The sequence below is a fragment of the Halorubrum zhoui genome (assembly GCF_051194155.1).
Lineage (GTDB): Archaea > Halobacteriota > Halobacteria > Halobacteriales > Haloferacaceae > Halorubrum.
Map to the genome: position 1 here is coordinate 201027 of NZ_JBLZNJ010000003.1, position 18049 is coordinate 219075.

Here is an 18049-nt window from a genome sequence, read left to right on the forward strand (position 1 = left end):
TACGGCCGCTCATGAGCGACGACTACCGGACCGAAGCGGACAGCCTCGGCGAGATGCAGGTTCCCGCGGACGCCTACTGGGGCGCACAGACCCAGCGCGCCGTGGAGAACTTCCCCATCTCGGGGATCCCGATGGGGCGGCGATTCATTCGAGCGCTCGGCGTAGTGAAGCAGGCGGCCGCTCGGGCGAACCGCGACCTCGGACTCCTCGACGACGACGCGGCCGAGGCGATCGTCGCGGCGGCCGACGAGGTGATAGCCGGCGATCACGACGACCAGTTCCCGGTTGACGTCTTTCAGACCGGCTCCGGCACCTCCTCGAACATGAACGCCAACGAGGTCATCGCCAACCGCGCGGCCGAGATCGCGGGCGCCGAGATCGGCGACCGCATCGTCCACCCGAACGACCACGTCAACTACGGTCAGTCGTCGAACGACGTGATCCCGACGGCGATGCACGTGGCCGCACTCGAGGCCGTCGAAAAGGACCTCGTCCCCGCACTCGAGACGCTCCACGCCGAGTTAGAGGCCAAAGAGGCCGCCTTCGACGACGTGGTCAAGACGGGCCGCACGCACCTCCAGGACGCCACGCCGGTCCGGCTCGGCCAGGAGTTCGGCGGCTACCGCACGCAGGTCGCAAAGGGGATCGAACGCGCCACCGACGTCCAGGCGAACCTCCGCGAACTGGCGCTCGGGGGAACCGCCGTCGGGACGGGGCTCAACACCCACCCGGACTTTCCCGCGCTCGCGGCCGAGTACATCTCCGAGGCGACGGGGACGACGTTCCACGAGGCCGAGAACCACTTCGAGGCGCAGGCCGCTCACGACGCGATGGCGGAGGCACACGGGGCCCTCCGAACCGTCGCCGGCAGCCTGAACAAGATCGCTAACGACCTGCGGCTGCTCGCGTCGGGGCCGCGTAACGGCCTCGGTGAGATCGAACAGCCAGAGAATCAGCCCGGCTCGTCGATCATGCCGGGGAAGATCAACCCGGTCGTCGCCGAGTCGGTGAACCAGGTCCACACACAGGTGGTCGGCAACGACGCCGCCGTCTCGGCCGGCGCGGCCCGCGGCGAACTCGACTTGAACCTGTACAAGCCGGTGATCGCGCACAACTTCCTCCAGTCGGCCGCGCTGCTCTCGAACGTCGCCGAGGCGTTCGGCGAGCGGTTCGTCGCGGAGCTCGAGGCCAACGAGGCGTACTGTGCGACCCGCGTCGAGCAGTCGATGGCGCTCGCGACCGCGCTCAACCCGGCCATCGGCTACGACGCGGCCGCGAAGGTCGCAAAGCAGGCGCTCGCCGAGGAGAAGAGCGTCCGCGAGGTGGCCGTCTCCGAGGGGTACCTCTCGGAGACCGAGGCCGACGAGGTGCTCGACCCAGCGGCGATGACTCGTCGCGTCATCCTCGGCGACGACTGAGGGACGCGAGCGCGACGGCACCATCGACCGATCCACCTGCGGCGGCGCGCGCCTCGCGAGGTCGCCGCAGGCGGGCTCGCGAGCGCGTGCGAGGGATGAGCGAGGGAGCGAAGCGACTGAGCGAATCGGCTGGGGAGGGTGTGGCGGTAACTGGTGTCCGGCTGTCGCAGATCGTCTCGGTCACACACCCACCAACTACGTATGCGAGCGAATCGGCCCGGGAGGGGGGTGGCTGAAAGAGGTGTCCGGGTGTCACGCGGTCGTGTTCGTCACAGGACTGCTACCACACACGTACAGAATCGGCCCGGGAGGGTGTGGCGAAGTGGTGTCCGGGTGTCGCACAGTCGTCCTGCGAACACAGCCACGGCCACGTATGTACAGAATCGGCCCGGGAGGGTGTGGCCAACTGGTGTCCGGGTGTCGCACGGTCGTCGCGTTCACACCGCCACACCGAGGTCCACGGAACCCGTCGAGTACGGGTCGTACACGGCGGGCGACGCGCAGACGCGACCACGGCCCCGACTCACGCTTCTTGCAACTCGGCCTCGCGGAGGGCCTCGTTCAGGTCCGCCCGAACCCGTTCTCCGGTCTCACGGTCCATCGCCGTGGTCACGATCCGGTTCTCCTGCACGCTGGAGCCGTCACGCAGGAGGAGCCGAACGTTCCCGTTCGTGCCGGCGCGGGTCGCCTTCGCCCGGAGACCGGTCCGCGAGCCGGTGCCCCCGGCGTCTATCGGCCCCGGGACGATCTTCTTTACGTGTGGATGGTCGGCGACGGTACGGATCGCGAGTCGCCCCGACCGCCCGCCGATGAGCGTCGAGTGCGACCCGCCGATCTTCTCGCGTGGCGGCGTCTCGACCACCTCCAGCGCGCGGTCCCCGCGGCGGTCGAGCACCCACGCGACCACGGGCCCGTAGTCGTCGGTTCGACTCGCTCCGTCGCCGGAGTCGTCCCCACCGGCTGTGCCGCCGTCGGCCGCGCCACTACCGCCGGCCGTACCACCGCCGCCGGCCGCGTCGCCGTCGGGCACCCGGTAGAACTCGTGGTGGAGCTGCGCGCGGGTCTCCCGGAGCGGGTCGCGCGCGCCGGCGGCGTACACCGTCTCGGGGCGCTTCCGGCGGATCTCGTCGGCGACCCGCCCGGCGAAGTTGCGGAGCTGGACGCCGCTCAGCTCGTCGTCGTCCTCGGGCCGGGTGGTCACCGTCGTGTGGCCGACGACCGCGTCCTCGTCGAGCATCGTCAGCTCGGCGCGGTCAGGAGCGAACTCGACGACGACCGCGTCGCTGTTTTCGGTGTGACAGGTCAGACAGTAGTCGCCCGGCTTCTCGAGCGGCGTCCCACACCGCCGACAGTGCATACCTCCGCAACGTGCGTGGGGGCTAAAAGTGCGTCCGTTCGGTGGCCAGTCACTCGAGACACGCCGCGACGACCCGCAGCGCGGCCTCACCGCACACCTCGTTCGCGAGCAGCGGGACCCGTTTCACCTCGCGACCGCGAAAGAGGTCGGTCGCCTGACGGAGGGCCGCCTGCTGGACGTCCCACCGTCGAGCACAGAACTCGCACGTCTCGGGAGAAGGCTCGACGACCCACTCCGGGGCGACGTCGGCGACGTCGCTCACGCGCTCCATCACGCGGTTGACCACGACGGTGTGGACGGGGATGTCGAACGCGTCGAGTCGGGCGATGAGCCGCTCGGACTCGACGACGCTCATCTCTTCGGGGATCATCACCACGCGGAAGTCGGTGCGGTCGGGATCCTGGAGCACACCGCGGAGGCGTTCGATCCGCGCCCGCAGCGCCTCGAGGTCGGCTTCGGCCGTGTCGTCGTCGCTGCCGCCGCCGAACATTCCTTTCAGCCCCTCCATCATGCCCGAGAACCGCTGGCGCAGCGTCAGGACGCGCCCGAGCATCGAGTCCATGATCTCGGGCAGCTGGAGCAGCCGAAGCGTGTGGCCCGTCGGGGCGGTGTCGACGACGACGCGGTCGAAGCGCGGGTCGTCGAGGTACTCGAGCAGTTGCCGCATCGCGGCCGCCTCGTCCGCACCGGGCATCGTGCCCCCGAGCAGCGAGCCGAGCGGGCCCTCACCGTCGGGGCCCGCGTCGTCGCTCGTACCACCGGCTGCTCCGCCCATCGCCTCGCCCATTCCGCCCATCGCCTCGCCCATTCCGCCCATCGCCTCGCCCATTCCGCCCATCGCCTCGCCCATTTCACCGAGACCGCCGAGCGGGTCGCCGTCGGCACCGAACATCCCCTCTTCGAGTGCCGCGTCGGGGTCGATCTCGGCTGCGTACAGCGGCAGCTCCTCGTGGACGAGTGCCGGCTCCGCAGGAACGTCGACGCCGAGGGTGTCCGACAACGAGTGTGCCGGGTCCGTCGAGACGACGAGCGTCGTCTCGCCCGTGCTCGCCGAGGCGAGCGCGGTCGCGGCCGCCATCGTCGTCTTTCCCACGCCGCCTTTGCCACCGAAGAGCACGTACTCCGGGGCGTCGACGCGGTCCGGGAGCGCGTCGTCGTCGACGGCCGTCGCGGTGGGTTGGTCGTCGGTCGTCGGCGCGTCGCTGCTGGCCCGGCCGTCGTCGGCCGGCTGACCGTCGGTCGGCGTCGTCTCGTCGGTCTCGACGCGCTCGACCGGCTCCACGTCGATCTCGTCCATACCGTACACTGGCGGCGGCGGCCTTGTGTACCCGTCGGTCCCGCGTAGTCACAACGGACGGCGGCACGGTCCGTTGCGGCGCGCCCCGTGGTGGCGCTGCGACGGCGTCCCGCGTGGCCGGCTCCCGGGAACGACACGCCTATTGGTGACTCCGATGTACCGCCGGTGTGAGCCGCCCCCGAACGCGCGTCGACGCCCACGTGAAGGTGCTCGACGACGCCGTCGTCGCCCGGGCGAAGGCCCGCGGACTCGACGCGATCGTGTACGCGCCCCACTTCACCCGGCTGCCGACGATCCGCGAACGCGCGGCCCGATACACCGACGACGAGTTGACCGTCGTCCCCGCCCGCGAGGTGTTCACCGGCGACTGGGCGAACCGTCGCCACCTCCTCGCGATCGGACTCACCGACCCCGTCCCGGACTACGTCACCTTCGAGGGGGCGATGGCCGCCTTCGAGCGGCAGGAAGCCGCCGTGCTCGTGCCGCACCCGACGTTCGCGACCGTCTCGCTCACCCGTCCCGAGATCGACGCGCACGCCGCCCGGCTCGACGCCACCGAGACGTACAACGCGAAGCTGCTCCCGCATCAGAACGCGCGGCTGTCTGGGCTCGCCGCCGACGTCGACCTCCCCGGCTTCGGCTCCTCGTACGCTCACCGGCGGGCGACCGTCGGCGAGGCGTGGACGACGTTCGACGAGTCACTTCCGGACGCGGCCGCGATCGTCGAGGCGTTTCGTGAGGAGCGACCGCGGCGGGTCGTCCGGCGACCGGGGATTCGCCACCGGGTCCGCGGGCTCTTCGAGTACGCCCACCTGGGGTACGAGAACACGTGGGCGAAAGCCGACCGGTTGTTTCTGTCGGGCGACGAACCTACGCTGCCCTCGAACGTCGCGTACGAGGGCCGGTTCGACGACGTCGCGGTGTACGAGTGAGCGTGAAGCGGCGCGAACGATACGACCCCGTGGCTCTTCGAACCGCGTTTGGTCGCCCGTCTCAGCCGATTCGCTCTCGTACGCAGTTGGTGCGTGTGTGACCGAGACGACCGCGCAACACACAGTCACCAGTCGGGCCACACCCTCCCGGGCCGATTCGCTCGCATATGCCGAGGGCTACGCGACGGACACGACCACGTGACAGCCGGACACTACTTCGCCACACCCTCCCGGGCCGATTCCGTACATCGGTGGTGGCTATCTGACCGAGACGACCGCGCGACAGCCGGGCACTCCTTTCAGCCACACCCTCCCCAATACGCATGTGGCGGTGGTAGTGCACCCAACACGACCGCGTGACATCCGGGCACCAATTAGCCACACCCTCCCCAGCCGATTCGCTCTCATATGCCGAGGGCTACGCGACGGACACGACCGCGCGACAGCCGGGCACTCCTTTCAGCCACACCCTCCCGGGCCGATTCGCTCGCATATGCCGAGGGCTACGCGACGGACACGACCGCGCAACAGCCGGACACCTCTTTCAGCCACACCCTCCCCAGCCGATTCGCTCAGTCGCTTCGCTCCCTCGCTCATCCCTCGCACGCGCTCGCAAGCCCGCCTTCGGCGGCCTTGCGAGGCGCGCGCCACCGCAGGTGTGTTTGTTGGTGGGAGTCGGCCCGTGACGGGGATCCGTATCTATTTACCTCGTGGGCGGACCCGAACGAACGATGCTGTACGACCACGTGAGCTACGCGGTGACGGGCGGGATCGCGACGATCACGATCGAGCGGCCGGACGTGTACAACGCGTTCACGCGTCAGACGGTCCTCGAACTCAACGACGCCGCGCGAACCGCCGAGGCCGACGACGACGTCTACGCCGTGATCCTCACCGGCGCGGGCAAGGGTTTCTGCTCGGGCGCCGATACGACGGCGATGCCGGACTGGGACGACCAGACGCCGGAGGAGTACGGCGCCTTCCTCTGGCTCATCCAACAGTTCGTCTGGCGACTCCGCCAGATGGCGACCCCCTCGATCGCGGCGGTCAACGGCCCGGCGATCGGTGCCGGCTGCGACTTCGCGCTGGCGTGTGACCTGCGAGTCGTCGGCGAGAACGCGATCCTGCGCGAGGGATTCGTCAACGTGGGATTGGTGCCGGGCGACGGGGGGGCATGGCTCCTTCCGCGGCTCGTCGGCGAGTCGAAGGCCCGCGAGTACCTGCTGACGGGTCGAGACATCGAGCCGGCAGCCGCCGTCGACATCGGTCTCGCCGTCGAACGCGCCGACGACCCGCTGGCGGCGGCCGGCGAGCTCGCAGCGGAGATCCGGGATACGCCCGCCACCGCAGTCCAGCTCACCAACCGCCTCGTCGACCCCGAGCGGAGCTTCGACGAGTACTGCAGAGAGGCGGCCGCGTTCCAGTGGGAGTGTGTCGTCGACGACGAACACGCCGAGGCGGTGGCGGCGTTCAACGAGGGCCGCGAGCCGTCGTACGACCGCCCGAGCGAGTAGCGACGCCGGTCTACCGGTCTGCGACCGGCGGCAACCCGTCTGATTTCAGCGCCCGCGCGATGGTGTTCAGCTGCATCTCGTCGGTGCCGGCCGCGATGCGCCGACTCCGCGCGAATCGGTAGAGGTACTCCAGCGGATGGCCCTGCTGGTAGGCGCGTGCACCGACGACCTGGACCGCCTCGCTCACCACCTCCTCGGCGATCTGTGAACAGTGTAACTTCGCGGTCGAGGTGCGCAGCCGTGAGGGGGGCCGTTCGTGACCCTGCGCCCCGGCCGCACAGCCGTACACCAGCGAGGCCGCGGTCTCGGTTTGCCGGTACATCTCGGCGAGCTTCCACTCGATGCCCTGGAACGAATCGAGCGACTGGTCGAACTGTTCGCGCTCGCTCGCGTACTCGAGCGCCCGCTCTACGGCCGCCTCCGCCCACGCGACGGTGAGCGCGGAGCTGCCGAGTCGCTCCCAGTTGAGTGAGATCAGCTGTCGTTTGAACGCCTCTTTCCCACGGGTGAGCACGTACTCCTCGGGGATCGTCACCTCGTCGATGGTGAAGTGCGTCTGGGCGTACCCGGCCATGTTCGTGTACACCTGTTCGATCTCGACGCCGGGGTCGTCGTAGGGGATCACCACCGAGCCGAGCCCCTCGGGGAACCGCACCCACGTGACCGCGGCGTCGCCGAACGGGACGCCGCCGACCCACGTCTTCTCGCCGGTACAGACGAGCTCGCCGTCCACCTCGGTGACCTCGGTGGTCATGTTCGCGACGTCGGAGCCGGCGTCCGGCTCCGAGATGGCGATCGAGACGAAGCTCTCGCCGGCGGTTACGGCCGGCAGGTACTCGGATTTCACCGCCTCAGAGCCGAACAGGTCGATCGCGCGCGGGCCGACCATGCTTTGCATGTAGGTGAACCACCCCGTGTCTGGACAGACCCGTCCGACCGCCTGGATCAGCAACAACGCCTCGACGTCGGTGAGTCCCTGTCCGCCGTACGCCTCGTCTATCGACGGGCAGTAGAGGTCTGTCTCGGCCAGTCGCTCGAGGTTCTCCCACGGGACCGCTCCGCTCCACGAGTACGCGTCGTCGTCGAACTCGGCCGCGACCGACTCCGCGTGTTCGGCGAACGCCTGTTGTTCGGCAGTGAGCGTCGTCATGCGTTGACTCTACCGATAAATCATAATAAACCGTCTGGTGTGTGCGCCGACCCGGCGGCGCACGGACAGTTTTTATTATGCCGGCGCGGAGCAGTCCGTATGGTCGAGGCGTTCGCGGTCGCCAGCGGCAAGGGCGGCACCGGCAAGACGACGAGCACGCTCGCGCTCGGGATGGCGCTGGCGGTCGAGCACGACGTGACCGTCGTCGACGCCGACACAGGGATGGCGAACCTGTTGTTTCACACCGGGCTCGACGACGCCACGGTGACGCTCCACGATCTGCTCATCGAGGGGACGGCGACGAGCGTCGCGGAGGCGACCTACGAGCGGTTCGGGCTCTCCGTGGTGCCCTGTGGCACCTCGCTCGCGGGGTTCGAGGCGGCGGACCCAGCGCGGCTCCGTGACGTCGTCGCCGGCCTCGCCGCCGACGCCGACGTCCTCCTGCTCGACTCGCCGGCCGCGCTCGGGTCGAAGTCAGCGGTGTTGCCTGTCGTCTTGGCCGACCGAGTCGTGATCGTCGTCGAGCCGACGATACCGGCGCTTTCGGACGGGCTCAAGGTTCAGGAGTACGCTCGGTCGTACGGCACCGAGACCGCCGGCGTACTGCTCAATCGCGTCCGGGAGACCACGGCGTCGGTGGCCGCGCAGGCCGGGCGCCACTTCGGCGGCCCGGTGCTCGCGTCGGTCCCGGACAGCGACGTGGTCCGAGCCGCACGTCGAGCCGGGATGCCGCTGCTCGCGCACGCGCCCGATAGCGAGCCGGCGGACCGTTACCGGGAGGCGGCCGCGCGTCTCGAGGTCCGCGACGGCGACGGCGAGGCGGTTGCGGCGCGGTTCAAGAGCGCGGTCGTCCCCGACACCCCATGACCACCCCGACCGACGAGACCACGCTCGCGATTCCCCGCGGAGAGCTGCTCCGGTCCCGGGTCGTCGCCGACGTGGGAGAAACGCTCGAACGGGTGCTCGACCGTGAGCTCACCGGTTACGCGACGCTCGTGCCACAGGAGACGCTGTTGTCGGCCGGCGACGCTCGTGGCGTGCTCACGTTCGAGACCGGTGTGCCCGTCCTGGCGTACGACACGGCGACCGATCGCGGCGGGGCGGCGGCGCTCGCTTCGATCGCGGTTCCGGGTCCGTACCGCGTCGAGCTGTACGCGGTGGCGCGGTCGAAGCTCGAGGCGGCACACGCCACGACGGCGCTCCGGGTCCCGCCAGACGCACCGGCGACGGAGCTTGCAGACGACCCGGCGCTCGCGGCCCGGACGAGAGACGCCGCCCCGGCCGATCGGTGGCCAGACGAGAGCGGTGGCGGCGAGCGCGGCGATGGCGACGCGGTCACGGCGTTCTTGGCGGACGACGATCGAATCGCAGCGATACGCGAACAGGCCCGCGAGGAGGCTCGCGCGCGGGCCGCGGAGTGGGGACTCGACGAGGCGCTCGCGGAGTCCGACGACGCCGAGTCGGGCGGCCCGGACGAGACGACCGAACCGGACGGATTTTGACGACGCCGGTTCTACAGGTCGTATCACCGTTGCTCGTCTCCTCCGACTGACCACGCCCGGTGACTTCGCGGAGTGGTACGCCGCGGGACGCGCGTACACTCGCCGCGTCGCCGTCGAGATGGAATTTGCGGGCGCGACCCGGCTCGACGGCGACCGGATCGCCGCACGGCTCGCGGCCGACCCGAGTTCGCTCTCGTCCGCTGCGGCTCGGTCCGTCGCGACGACGCTCGTGGCCGACGGAGTCTTCTCCGAGCCGTACTGCGAGTGGATGCCGCTGTGGTACGAGCTCGCGCTCCTCGGACCGGTGCGGTACGCCGACTGGCGACTCGGTCGGGTGGCTCGTGCCGTCGCCGCGGCAGCGGACGTGACCGTCTCGACGCCGCGGTTCTCTCGCCCCCGTGACGTGGTCGTCGACGGCCACCCGCCACTCGCCACGGTCTCCGGATTTCGCGACCGCTTCGTGCTCGCGGCCGCGCTGTTGCACCTCGAGTGGTTCGTCCACGTCGCCGCCGCGGACGGCATCGAGGTACCGGGGCCGCTCGTCGCCCGGACCCGTGCCGAGTCGCTGTCGTACTACGCCGGTGACCGCGAGGGCCTCTCACCGAGGGTGGCTCGGTTCCAGGCTGCGCTGTTCGGCGACGACGCCTGGGTCCGCCGGATAGACGACGTCTACGAGCTCGACAGCTGGCTGTTCGGGTTGTGGGAGCGGCTGCTCCGTGCGGAGCGTCGTCGACTCGAACTGGTACAGGGGTTGTAACACCCCTGCGGGGCCCCACGGCCGACAGCAGGTAAGTATAGGATGTGCGTACGTCTCTACGGAGGTACGAACCGACGTTGGTTCGTCTCCCTGCGACGATTTCGGCCCTCCGTGATCGATTTGGTTCTCGGTGGTCGCTTCGGTTCTTTGGCGACGCCGTCTGCCTCCGTGGTGTGGTCGCCGTTCGACGCGTCTCGATCCGGGCTGATTCGCTGACAACTCAGACGCGAGTAATCTTTTATTCACACCTGTTTTCTTCGGAAGATTCATACGTTGGGTCGTGGATCCACCGAACACACGAATGGCAGTACTTTGGCTGGACGACGTCGACGCCGACGACATCGACACCGTCGGTGGCAAGGGAGCGTCGCTCGGGGAGCTCACGGGTGCCGGGCTTCCCGTGCCGCCTGGCTTCGTCGTCACGGCGGAGACCTATCGGGCGTTCATCGAGGAGGCGGGTATCGACGAGGAGCTGTTCGCCGCCGTCGACGTCGATCCCGAAGACACCGCGGCGCTCCGCGCGGCCGAGACGAAGGCCCGAGAGCTGATCACGGAGACGCCACTTCCCGAGCCGGTCCGTGAGGAGATCCTCGACGCCTACGGAGCGGTCGGAGCCGCAGACGAGTCCGCGTTCGTCGCGGTCCGGTCGTCGGCGACCGCAGAGGACCTGCCGGACTCGTCGTTCGCGGGCCAGCAAGAGACGTTCCTCAACGTACAGGAGGCGACGCTCCTGTCGCGGGTCAAGGCGTGTTGGGCATCGCTTTTCACCCAGCGGGCGATCTACTACCGCCAACAGCGAGGGTTCCCGCACGCCGACGTCGACATCGCGGTCGTCGTCCAACGGATGGTCGACGCCGAGAAGTCCGGCGTGCTCTTCACCAGTCACCCGTCGACCGGCGACCCGGAGATGACGATCGAAGCCGCGTGGGGCCTCGGCGAGGCGGTCGTCTCCGGTGCGGTCTCCCCGGACAACTACGTGTACGACCGCGAGCGCGAGACGCTCGCAGACGTCACCGTCGCCGACAAGAAGATCGAGATGCTCAAAGACCCCGAGACCGGCGAGACGGTCGAACGCGACGTCGACGACGAGCGGCGCACGGCGCGCGTCCTCTCGGAGGCGGAGATCGACGAGCTCGTCGAACTGGGCGAGCGCGTCGAGACTCACTACGGGACGCCACAGGACGTCGAGTGGGCGATCCACGAGGGGACCATCTACATGCTCCAGTCGCGGCCGATCACGACGATCCGCGAGGCGCCGGCCGACGCGAGTGCCGAAGCTGGCGGCGTGGGTGCTGGAGCCGGTGCCGGACCGGCGGGAGCAGCCAGCGACGGTGCCGGCGACGGCAGTGACGCGCCCGCGGGCGTGTCTCCCGTGCCGAACGGCGGCACGAACGCCAGTGCCACGGCGGGTGCCGCCGGCGCGGCGGTCGGCGACGATACCGACGAGGACGTCCTCGTCGACGGGCTCGGTGCGAGCCCCGGGGCCGTCTCGGGGGCCGTCCGTATCGTCACGAAGCTCGACCACCTCGACCAGGTCGAGGACGGCGACGTGCTCGTGACGGAGATGACGATGCCCGACATGGTGCCGGCGATGAAGCGCGCCGCGGGCATCGTCACCGACGAGGGTGGGATGACGAGTCACGCCGCGATCATCTCCCGCGAACTCGGCGTGCCGGCGGTGGTGGGCACGACCAACGGCACGCGGGTGCTCGAGGATGGACAGTCGATCACCATCGACGGCGACAAGGGGACGGTCCGGGCCGGCGTCGACGAAGCGGCCGAGCCCGCGGCCGAGTTCGAGCCCGTCGAGGCCGCGCGGCCGGAGACGCCGGTCAAGCCGATGACGGCGACGGAGGTGAAGGTGAACGTCTCTATCCCCGCGGCCGCAGAGCGCGCCGCGGCGACGGGTGCCGACGGGGTCGGCCTGTTGCGCATCGAGCACATGGTGCTCTCGCTCGGCAAGACCCCAGAGCGCTACATCGCCGACCACGGCGCCAGAGCATATCAAGACGAGATAATCGATGGCGTCCGACAGGTCGCAGACGAGTTCTACCCACGGCCGGTCCGCGTCCGAACCATCGACGCGCCGACCGACGAGTTCCGCGAGCTGACGGGCGGTGACGGCGAGCCGCACGAGCACAACCCGATGCTCGGGTGGCGCGGCGCGCGGCGGAGCCTCGACAAGCCCGCGCCGTTCCGTCAGGAGCTCGCCGCGTTCGCGCGACTCTTCGAGATGGGGTACGACAACCTCGAGGTGATGTTCCCGCTCGTCAACGACGCGGCCGACGTGGCGGCGCTTCGTGAGCACCTCGACGCGGCCGACATCGACCCCGAGACGCACCGGTGGGGCGTGATGATCGAGACGCCGGCGAGCGCCCTCCAGATAGACGAACTCGCCGACCTGGGGATCGACTTCGCGTCGTTCGGGACGAACGACCTCACGCAGTACACGCTGGCGGTCGACCGGAACAACGAACACGTCGCCGACCACTTCGACGAGCTCCACCCCGCGGTGTTGCGGCTCATCGGCGACACGATCGAGCGATGTCGCGAGCTCGACGTCGACACGAGCATCTGTGGCCAGGCCGGTTCGAAGCCCGAGATGGTCGAGTTCCTCGTCGAGTCCGGCGTGTCGTCGATCTCCGCGAACATCGACGCGGTCCGCGACGTCCAACACGAGGTGAAGCGGGTCGAACAGCGGCTGTTGCTCGACTCGGTCCGGTAGGTCTCGAGAGCCGGGTTGGTCTCGGTGCGGGCTATTCGACTATATTACGACGAACGCGACACACACAGCCTGGCGTGCGCCTTGTGGGCCGCGACAGCGGTCCGCAAGCGCGCGCGAGGGACGAGCGAGTCGCCGCAGGCGACGAGTGAGTCGGCTGGGGAGGATGTGGCCGAAACTCGTGCCCGTGTATCACGAGAACATACTCCCACTTCGTGTGCCACACCCTCCCCAGCCGATTCGCTCGCATATGCCGAGGGCTACGCGACGGACACGACCGCGCGACAGCCGGACATCAGTTGGGCCACACCCTCCCCAGCCGATTCGCTCGCATATGCCGAGGGCTACGCGACGGACACGACCGCGCGACCGCCGGACATCAGTTGGGCCACACCCTCCCCAGCCGATTCGCTCGCATATGCCGAGGGCTACGCGACGGACACGACCCCGTGACCGCCGGACACACCTTTCAGCCACACCCTCCCCAGCCGATTCGCTCGGTCGCTTCGCTCCCTCGCTCATCCCTCGCACGCGCTCGCGAGTCCGCCTTCGGCGACCTCGCGAGGCGCGCGCCATCGTAGCTGGTAACCCTGCGCGCGAAAACGATCACGCGATGCAACAGCCGGAGCCGCAGTCGTTCGAGCGGGTCCTCTCGTCGATGTGTACGGAGCCGCACCCGGCCGCCAGAGCCGCCGCGGAGCGATTCCTCGCGAGCAATCCGGGTGACCCGGCGACCTACGAGACGATCGGGACGCTCGAGACGCGCGCGGTCGAAGGGCTCGCAACGCTGACCGACCACCCGGATCCGGCCGACGCGGCCGGGTACGTCACTGCCGGCGGCACGGAGGCCAACATCCAGGCCGTGCGGTCGGCGCGAAATCGCCACACCACCGACGACGTCAGCGTCGTCGCTCCCGAGAGCGTCCACTTCTCGTTCCACAAGGCCGCGTCGCTGCTCGACGTCGAGCTCCGGACCGTCCCGCTCGACGACGACTACCGGGCCGTCCCCGACGCCGTCGCCGCAGCGGCCGACGAGTCGACCGCTCTCGTCGTCGGCGTCGCCGGCAGCACGGAGTACGGCCGCGTCGACCCGATCCCGGCGCTGTCCGAGGTCGCATCGGCCGTCGGCGCGCGGTTCCACGTCGACGCGGCCTGGGGCGGGTTCGTACTCCCGTTCACCGACCACGCGTGGTCGTTCGCCGACGCGGCCGTCGACACGCTGACTATCGACCCCCACAAGTTCGGCCAGGCACCGGTCCCCGCAGGCGGACTGCTCGCGCGCGAGGACGCGGCCCTCGACGCACTCGCCGTCGACACGCCGTACCTCGAGACCCGCTCACAGGCGACGCTCACCGGCACCCGAAGCGGGGCGGGCGTCGCCGGCACCGTCGCAGCACTGGACGCGCTGTGGCCGGACGGGTACCGGTCGGCGGCACGTCGGGCGATCGAGAACGCTCGGTGGCTCGCGAGCGCGCTCGCGGACCGCGGCTACGACGTGGTCGAGCCGACGCTGCCGCTCGTCGCGGCCGCGGTACCGACACCGACGTTCGAACGACTCCGCGAGCGCGGCTGGCGGGTGTCGCGGACCGGGGCCGGCGAGCTCCGGGTGGTGTGTATGCCACACGTCACCCGGTCGGTCCTGCGTGCGTTTCTCGACGACCTGGATCGCGTTCGGGGGTAAGTCCCGTCTCACGCCGGGCCCGAGTGCGGATCAACATATTCACTACGGACTACGACGAATCCGCGGGTATGAGTTCGGACGACGTCTCTCGGCGCGCGTTCATGCGGACGGCAGGCGGGTCGGTCGCCGTCGTCGGCGGCACGGCAGCCGCGACGGGAACCGCCGCGGGACAAGACGACGGCGGGGGCGCGAGCGAAGCGCCGGAGTGGCCGAGCGGCGTCACGGGCGGGAACCTCGGCAGCTACCAGGACGCCCGGGGACAAGATTCCGTGACGGTCTCCGTCGGCGCGGGCGAGAACGGCCTGGCGTTCGACCCGACCCAGCTGTGGGTCGACCCGGGCACGACGATCACCTTCGAGTGGACCGGTGCCGGTGGCGCTCACAACGTGAAGACGGTCGAAGGCGGCGGTCCGGCGAGCCTCGACAGCGGCGACCCGGTCGGCGAAGAGGGCGCCACCTACGAGTACGAGGTGACCGAAGACGACGCTGGGATCACCCACTACCACTGTGTGCCGCACACGGCCGTCGGCATGCACGCCGGCCTCGCCGTCGGCGGCGACGTCCCGACCGTCGAGACCGGCGGTGGCGGCGGCGCGAGCAGCGCCGTCTTCGTCCCGGAGGGCGCCCGCGCACTCACCATCGCGACGTTCATCGCCATGGTGAGCACGCTCGGGCTCGCGTTCGTCTTCATGAAGTACGGCGGCACGGTCACCCAGAACGAGGTCTAGCCGGCACACGCGGCCGGTCCCTCACGGCTCGACGAGCGACCGGTACCGGTCGAGGTACTGTTCGAGTACGACCGACCGGTCGTACGACTCGAACGTCGGGTCGGCAGACAGCCGGTCGGCGTCCGCGACGGCCGCCATCGCGTCCGCGAGTTCTGCGGGGTTCGTGACGAGCCGCCCGCGCTCGCGTCCCTCGACGAGCTCGTGGGCACTGGACGCTGCCTGGTACTCGACGAGACCGACACAGCCGCACGCGAGCGCCCACAGTAGCTCCGTCGCGAACGGCTCACGCGCTGCGGTCTGTGCGAAGGTGTGAGCACCCCTGAAGATCGCCACGCGCTCGTCGAGCGGCCGGTCGCCGAGGAACGCAACCCGGTCGTCGATCCGGAGGTCGGCGGCCGCCGCCTCGAGTCTGTCCCGCTCGGGTCCGTCGCCGATCACGGCCGCCGTCCAGTCGTCGCGGCGTCGTTCGGCCAACGCCAAGAGGAACGTCTCGGCACCGGCGTGGCGGTCGAGCCGACGGGAGTACACCGCGTCGAACCGGTCGTCGACGGGCGCGTCTGTGATGCGGTCGACGTCGATCCGCTCCGGCACGACGTCGACGGTCGCGTCCGTGGCGCCGTGCTCACGAACCCGCGTCTTCGTCGTCTGTGTCGGCGTCGTCACCACCGACGCACGTCGTGCGAGGTGCCGAGCGACCGTCCGCGAGTCGACCGGGTGCTCGCGCCACCAGTCGACGAGGACCGGGGGGCCGCCGAGTCGTCCGGCGAGAACTGCGGCGAGCGCCGGGAGCGGCGGGGTGTTTATCGCGTGGACGACGTCGGGAGCGACCGCGCGAAGCTCGGTCGGGAGTCGTGCCGCGAACGTGGTCGGCGAGGGCCCGTCGAGCACGGCCCGGTAGGCGATTCCGTCCAGCTCGAACGTCTGCACTGACCCGCCCCACCAGCGGGCACACAGCCACACGACGTCGTGTCCGCGTGCGGCGAGGTCGGCCGCGGTTCGGTGTGTCCGGGCGCGTGCCGGCGTCTCCCCGTGCTGTGGGGTAAACAGCGAGACGACGGCGACGCGCATGGCTCGTCTGACGACGCCGTCGGTCAAAAAGCCCGCCCTCACACGGACTCGAGGCGACGTCCGACCCGAAACGGTTTGCTGGCGGCGACGGTAGTGTGGCGCATGCCCCGATACGACGTCGAACGATACCTCAACGTGCGGAGCGCGAGCCGGGCGAGCGTGGGAGCCGACGGCCGCGTCTGGTTCCTCCTCGACACGACTGGCACTGCACAGGTGTGGTCGCTTACGTCGCCGCAGGCGTGGCCGACCCAGCACACGTTCTTCGACGAGCGCGTCACGTTCGTCGACGCCTCTCCGGAGCGCGCGGAGGTCGTCTTCGGCATGGACGAGGGCGGCAACGAACGCGCACAGCTCTACCGGCTCGACGCCGGGTCGGGGCAGATCACGAACTGCACCGCCCACCCGGCGGCAAAACACCGCTGGGGCGGGTGGGCCAGCGACGGCGAGCGGTTCGCGTTCGCGTCGAACCGGCGCGACCGGTCGGTCTTCGACGTGTACGTCCAGGGCCGGACCGAGACCGGAACAGACGCCGAGTGCGTCCACGAGGGCGACGGCTGGCTCTCCGTCGCCGGCTGGTCGCCCAGCGACGACCGGCTGATCGTCCACGAAGCACACTCTTCGTTCGACCACGACGTGTACACGCTGGCCGTCGACACCGGCGAGTTGACCCACCACACCCCACACGAGGGCGACGTCCGGTACGCGAGCCCGGCGTGGGGCCCCGAAGGCGACGCGGTCTACTGCGTCACCGACCGCGAGAGCGACACGCTCCGGCTCGAGCGGCTCGACCTCGCCACCGGCGCGCTCGACGTCGTCGAGTCCGGTGACGAGTGGAACGTCGACGGGGTGATGGTTGAGGAGTCGTCCCGGCGGATCGCCTACACGCGAAACGTCGACGGCTACACCGAGCTCGCCGTCGGCGAGCTCGTCGCGCCCGACCGCATCGATCCGCTCCCCGCTCCCGACCTCCCGACCGGCGTCGCTGGGGGCGTCTCGTTCGGTCCAGACGGTGACCAGTTCGCGGTGACCGCCACTGGCCGGACGACGAACGCGAACGTCCACGTCGTCGAGACGACCACCGGCGAGACCACGCGGTGGACGACCGCGTCGACGGCCGGCATTCCCGCAGAGACGTTCATCGAGCCCGCACTCGTGCACTATCCGACGTTCGACGGCCGAGAAATACCGGCGTTCGTCTCGCTGCCCGAACGCGAGCCGCCGGCCGACGGCTACCCCGTCGTGGTCGACGTCCACGGTGGCCCAGAGTCCCAGCGACGACCCTCGTTCGCCGGCGTCACGCAGTACCTGCTCGACGCCGGGTACGCCGTCTTCGAGCCGAACGTGCGCGGGTCGGCCGGATACGGTCGATCCTACGCCGCCCTGGACGACGTCGAGAAGCGACCCGACGCGGTCGAGGACCTCCGCACGGCCGTCGAGTGGCTCCACGACCACCCGGAGGTCGATCCTGACCGCATCGCGGCGATGGGCGGCTCGTACGGCGGCTTCATGGTCCTCGCGGCGCTGACCGAGTTCCCCGACCTGTGGGCTGCCGGCGTCGACGTCGTCGGCATCGCCAACTTCGTCACGTTCCTCGAGAACACTGGCGACTGGCGCCGAACACTGCGGGAAGCGGAGTACGGCTCACTCGAGACCGACCGCGAGTTCCTCGAGTCCATCTCGCCGATCACCACCATCGACGCCATCGAGGCGCCGCTTTTCGTCCTCCACGGCGCGAACGACCCACGGGTCCCCGTGAGCGAGGCGGAGGCGATCGTCGAGGCGGCGCGCGAGCAGGACGTCCCCGTCCGGAAACGGATCTTCGAGGACGAAGGTCACGGCTTCTCGAAGCTCGAAAATCGGATCGAGGCGTACCGTGACGTCGTCGAGTTTCTCGACACCCACGTCTGACATCGAGTGTCGAGG

General features: G+C 69.8%; 14 protein-coding genes. 10 read left to right on the forward strand and 4 right to left on the reverse strand.

The genetic code is table 11. The annotated features are described in order from the left end of the window. Positions 1–11 precede the first annotated feature (11 nt). Positions 12–1418, forward strand: a complete 1407-nt coding sequence (locus ACNTAO_RS05220) for a class II fumarate hydratase (RefSeq protein WP_435160914.1) — start codon at positions 12–14, stop codon at positions 1416–1418. A 523-nt stretch (positions 1419–1941) separates the two neighbouring features. On the opposite strand, the gene ACNTAO_RS05225 is transcribed toward ACNTAO_RS05220, so the two are convergent. Together ACNTAO_RS05225 and ACNTAO_RS05230 are read right to left on the reverse strand one after the other, a co-directional pair. After that, positions 1942–2775, reverse strand: coding sequence for a DUF2103 domain-containing protein (locus ACNTAO_RS05225; protein ID WP_435160915.1), 834 nt, complete (start codon positions 2773–2775; stop codon positions 1942–1944). A 49-nt stretch (positions 2776–2824) separates the two neighbouring features. Beyond that, entirely contained in the window at positions 2825–4072 is a 1248-nt protein-coding gene (locus ACNTAO_RS05230; RefSeq protein ID WP_435160917.1) for an ArsA family ATPase, read from the reverse strand. Between the two features lie 167 nt (positions 4073–4239). Between ACNTAO_RS05230 and ACNTAO_RS05235 the strand changes: the two genes are divergently transcribed. Together ACNTAO_RS05235 and ACNTAO_RS05240 are read left to right on the forward strand one after the other, a co-directional pair. After that, the gene (locus tag ACNTAO_RS05235; protein WP_435160918.1) at positions 4240–5004 is read left to right on the forward strand and encodes a PHP-associated domain-containing protein; all 765 of its coding nucleotides are present in this window, start codon (positions 4240–4242) and stop codon (positions 5002–5004) included. A 731-nt stretch (positions 5005–5735) separates the two neighbouring features. Then, positions 5736–6518: an enoyl-CoA hydratase/isomerase family protein gene (locus ACNTAO_RS05240; RefSeq protein ID WP_435160920.1), complete on the forward strand. Its 783-nt coding sequence runs from the start codon at positions 5736–5738 to the stop codon at positions 6516–6518. A gap of 10 nt (positions 6519–6528) precedes the next feature. On the opposite strand, the gene ACNTAO_RS05245 is transcribed toward ACNTAO_RS05240, so the two are convergent. After that, complete coding sequence (locus ACNTAO_RS05245; RefSeq protein ID WP_435160921.1) at positions 6529–7668, reverse strand: acyl-CoA dehydrogenase family protein; 1140 nt, start codon at positions 7666–7668, stop codon at positions 6529–6531. Between the two features lie 99 nt (positions 7669–7767). Here ACNTAO_RS05245 and ACNTAO_RS05250 point away from each other — a divergent pair, with 99 nt between their 5' ends. The 6 genes from ACNTAO_RS05250 (at position 7768) to ACNTAO_RS05275 (ending at position 15058) form a co-directional block, all read left to right on the forward strand. Next, entirely contained in the window at positions 7768–8535 is a 768-nt protein-coding gene (locus ACNTAO_RS05250; protein ID WP_435160923.1) for a nucleotide-binding protein, read from the forward strand. Beyond that, a complete protein-coding gene (locus tag ACNTAO_RS05255) occupies positions 8532–9170 on the forward strand; it encodes a DUF8054 family protein (protein WP_435160925.1) in 639 nt (212 codons plus the stop codon). The genes ACNTAO_RS05250 and ACNTAO_RS05255 overlap by 4 nt, the downstream gene beginning before the upstream one ends. A 22-nt stretch (positions 9171–9192) precedes the next feature. Then, complete coding sequence (locus tag ACNTAO_RS05260) at positions 9193–9927, forward strand: DUF8116 family protein (RefSeq protein ID WP_496923239.1); 735 nt, start codon at positions 9193–9195, stop codon at positions 9925–9927. Positions 9928–10228: 301 nt separating this feature from the next. Then, positions 10229–12652, forward strand: coding sequence for a phosphoenolpyruvate synthase (gene ppsA / locus ACNTAO_RS05265; protein ID WP_435160927.1), 2424 nt, complete (start codon positions 10229–10231; stop codon positions 12650–12652). 610 nt (positions 12653–13262) lie between these two features. Continuing rightward, positions 13263–14330 carry a tyrosine decarboxylase MfnA gene (mfnA, locus tag ACNTAO_RS05270; protein ID WP_435160928.1) on the forward strand — a complete coding sequence of 356 codons (1068 nt, stop codon included), beginning with the start codon at positions 13263–13265 and terminating at the stop codon, positions 14328–14330. A gap of 68 nt (positions 14331–14398) precedes the next feature. Next, positions 14399–15058, forward strand: coding sequence for a halocyanin domain-containing protein (locus ACNTAO_RS05275; RefSeq protein WP_435160929.1), 660 nt, complete (start codon positions 14399–14401; stop codon positions 15056–15058). Between the two features lie 21 nt (positions 15059–15079). On the opposite strand, the gene ACNTAO_RS05280 is transcribed toward ACNTAO_RS05275, so the two are convergent. Next, entirely contained in the window at positions 15080–16126 is a 1047-nt protein-coding gene (locus ACNTAO_RS05280) for a glycosyltransferase (protein ID WP_435160930.1), read from the reverse strand. Between the two features lie 102 nt (positions 16127–16228). On the opposite strand from ACNTAO_RS05280, the gene ACNTAO_RS05285 reads away from it, so the two are divergent. Beyond that, positions 16229–18034, forward strand: coding sequence for a S9 family peptidase (locus tag ACNTAO_RS05285; RefSeq protein WP_435160931.1), 1806 nt, complete (start codon positions 16229–16231; stop codon positions 18032–18034). The last annotated feature ends 15 nt before the right edge of the window (positions 18035–18049 follow it).

What these genes read in the sequence shown, in the direction of transcription:
- ACNTAO_RS05250 (WP_435160923.1), top strand. Translation starts at nt 7,768, where the DNA reads ATGGTCGAGGCGTTCGCGGTCGCCAGCGGCAAGGGCGGCACCGGCAAG.
- ACNTAO_RS05240 (WP_435160920.1), top strand. Translation starts at nt 5,736, where the DNA reads ATGCTGTACGACCACGTGAGCTACGCGGTGACGGGCGGGATCGCGACG.
- ACNTAO_RS05220 (WP_435160914.1), top strand. Translation starts at nt 12, where the DNA reads ATGAGCGACGACTACCGGACCGAAGCGGACAGCCTCGGCGAGATGCAG.
- ACNTAO_RS05255 (WP_435160925.1), top strand. Translation starts at nt 8,532, where the DNA reads ATGACCACCCCGACCGACGAGACCACGCTCGCGATTCCCCGCGGAGAG.
- ACNTAO_RS05230 (WP_435160917.1), bottom strand. Translation starts at nt 4,072, where the DNA reads ATGGACGAGATCGACGTGGAGCCGGTCGAGCGCGTCGAGACCGACGAG.
- ACNTAO_RS05280 (WP_435160930.1), bottom strand. Translation starts at nt 16,126, where the DNA reads ATGCGCGTCGCCGTCGTCTCGCTGTTTACCCCACAGCACGGGGAGACG.
- ppsA (WP_435160927.1), top strand. Translation starts at nt 10,229, where the DNA reads ATGGCAGTACTTTGGCTGGACGACGTCGACGCCGACGACATCGACACC.
- ACNTAO_RS05245 (WP_435160921.1), bottom strand. Translation starts at nt 7,668, where the DNA reads ATGACGACGCTCACTGCCGAACAACAGGCGTTCGCCGAACACGCGGAG.
- ACNTAO_RS05275 (WP_435160929.1), top strand. Translation starts at nt 14,399, where the DNA reads ATGAGTTCGGACGACGTCTCTCGGCGCGCGTTCATGCGGACGGCAGGC.
- ACNTAO_RS05225 (WP_435160915.1), bottom strand. Translation starts at nt 2,775, where the DNA reads ATGCACTGTCGGCGGTGTGGGACGCCGCTCGAGAAGCCGGGCGACTAC.
- ACNTAO_RS05285 (WP_435160931.1), top strand. Translation starts at nt 16,229, where the DNA reads ATGCCCCGATACGACGTCGAACGATACCTCAACGTGCGGAGCGCGAGC.
- mfnA (WP_435160928.1), top strand. Translation starts at nt 13,263, where the DNA reads ATGCAACAGCCGGAGCCGCAGTCGTTCGAGCGGGTCCTCTCGTCGATG.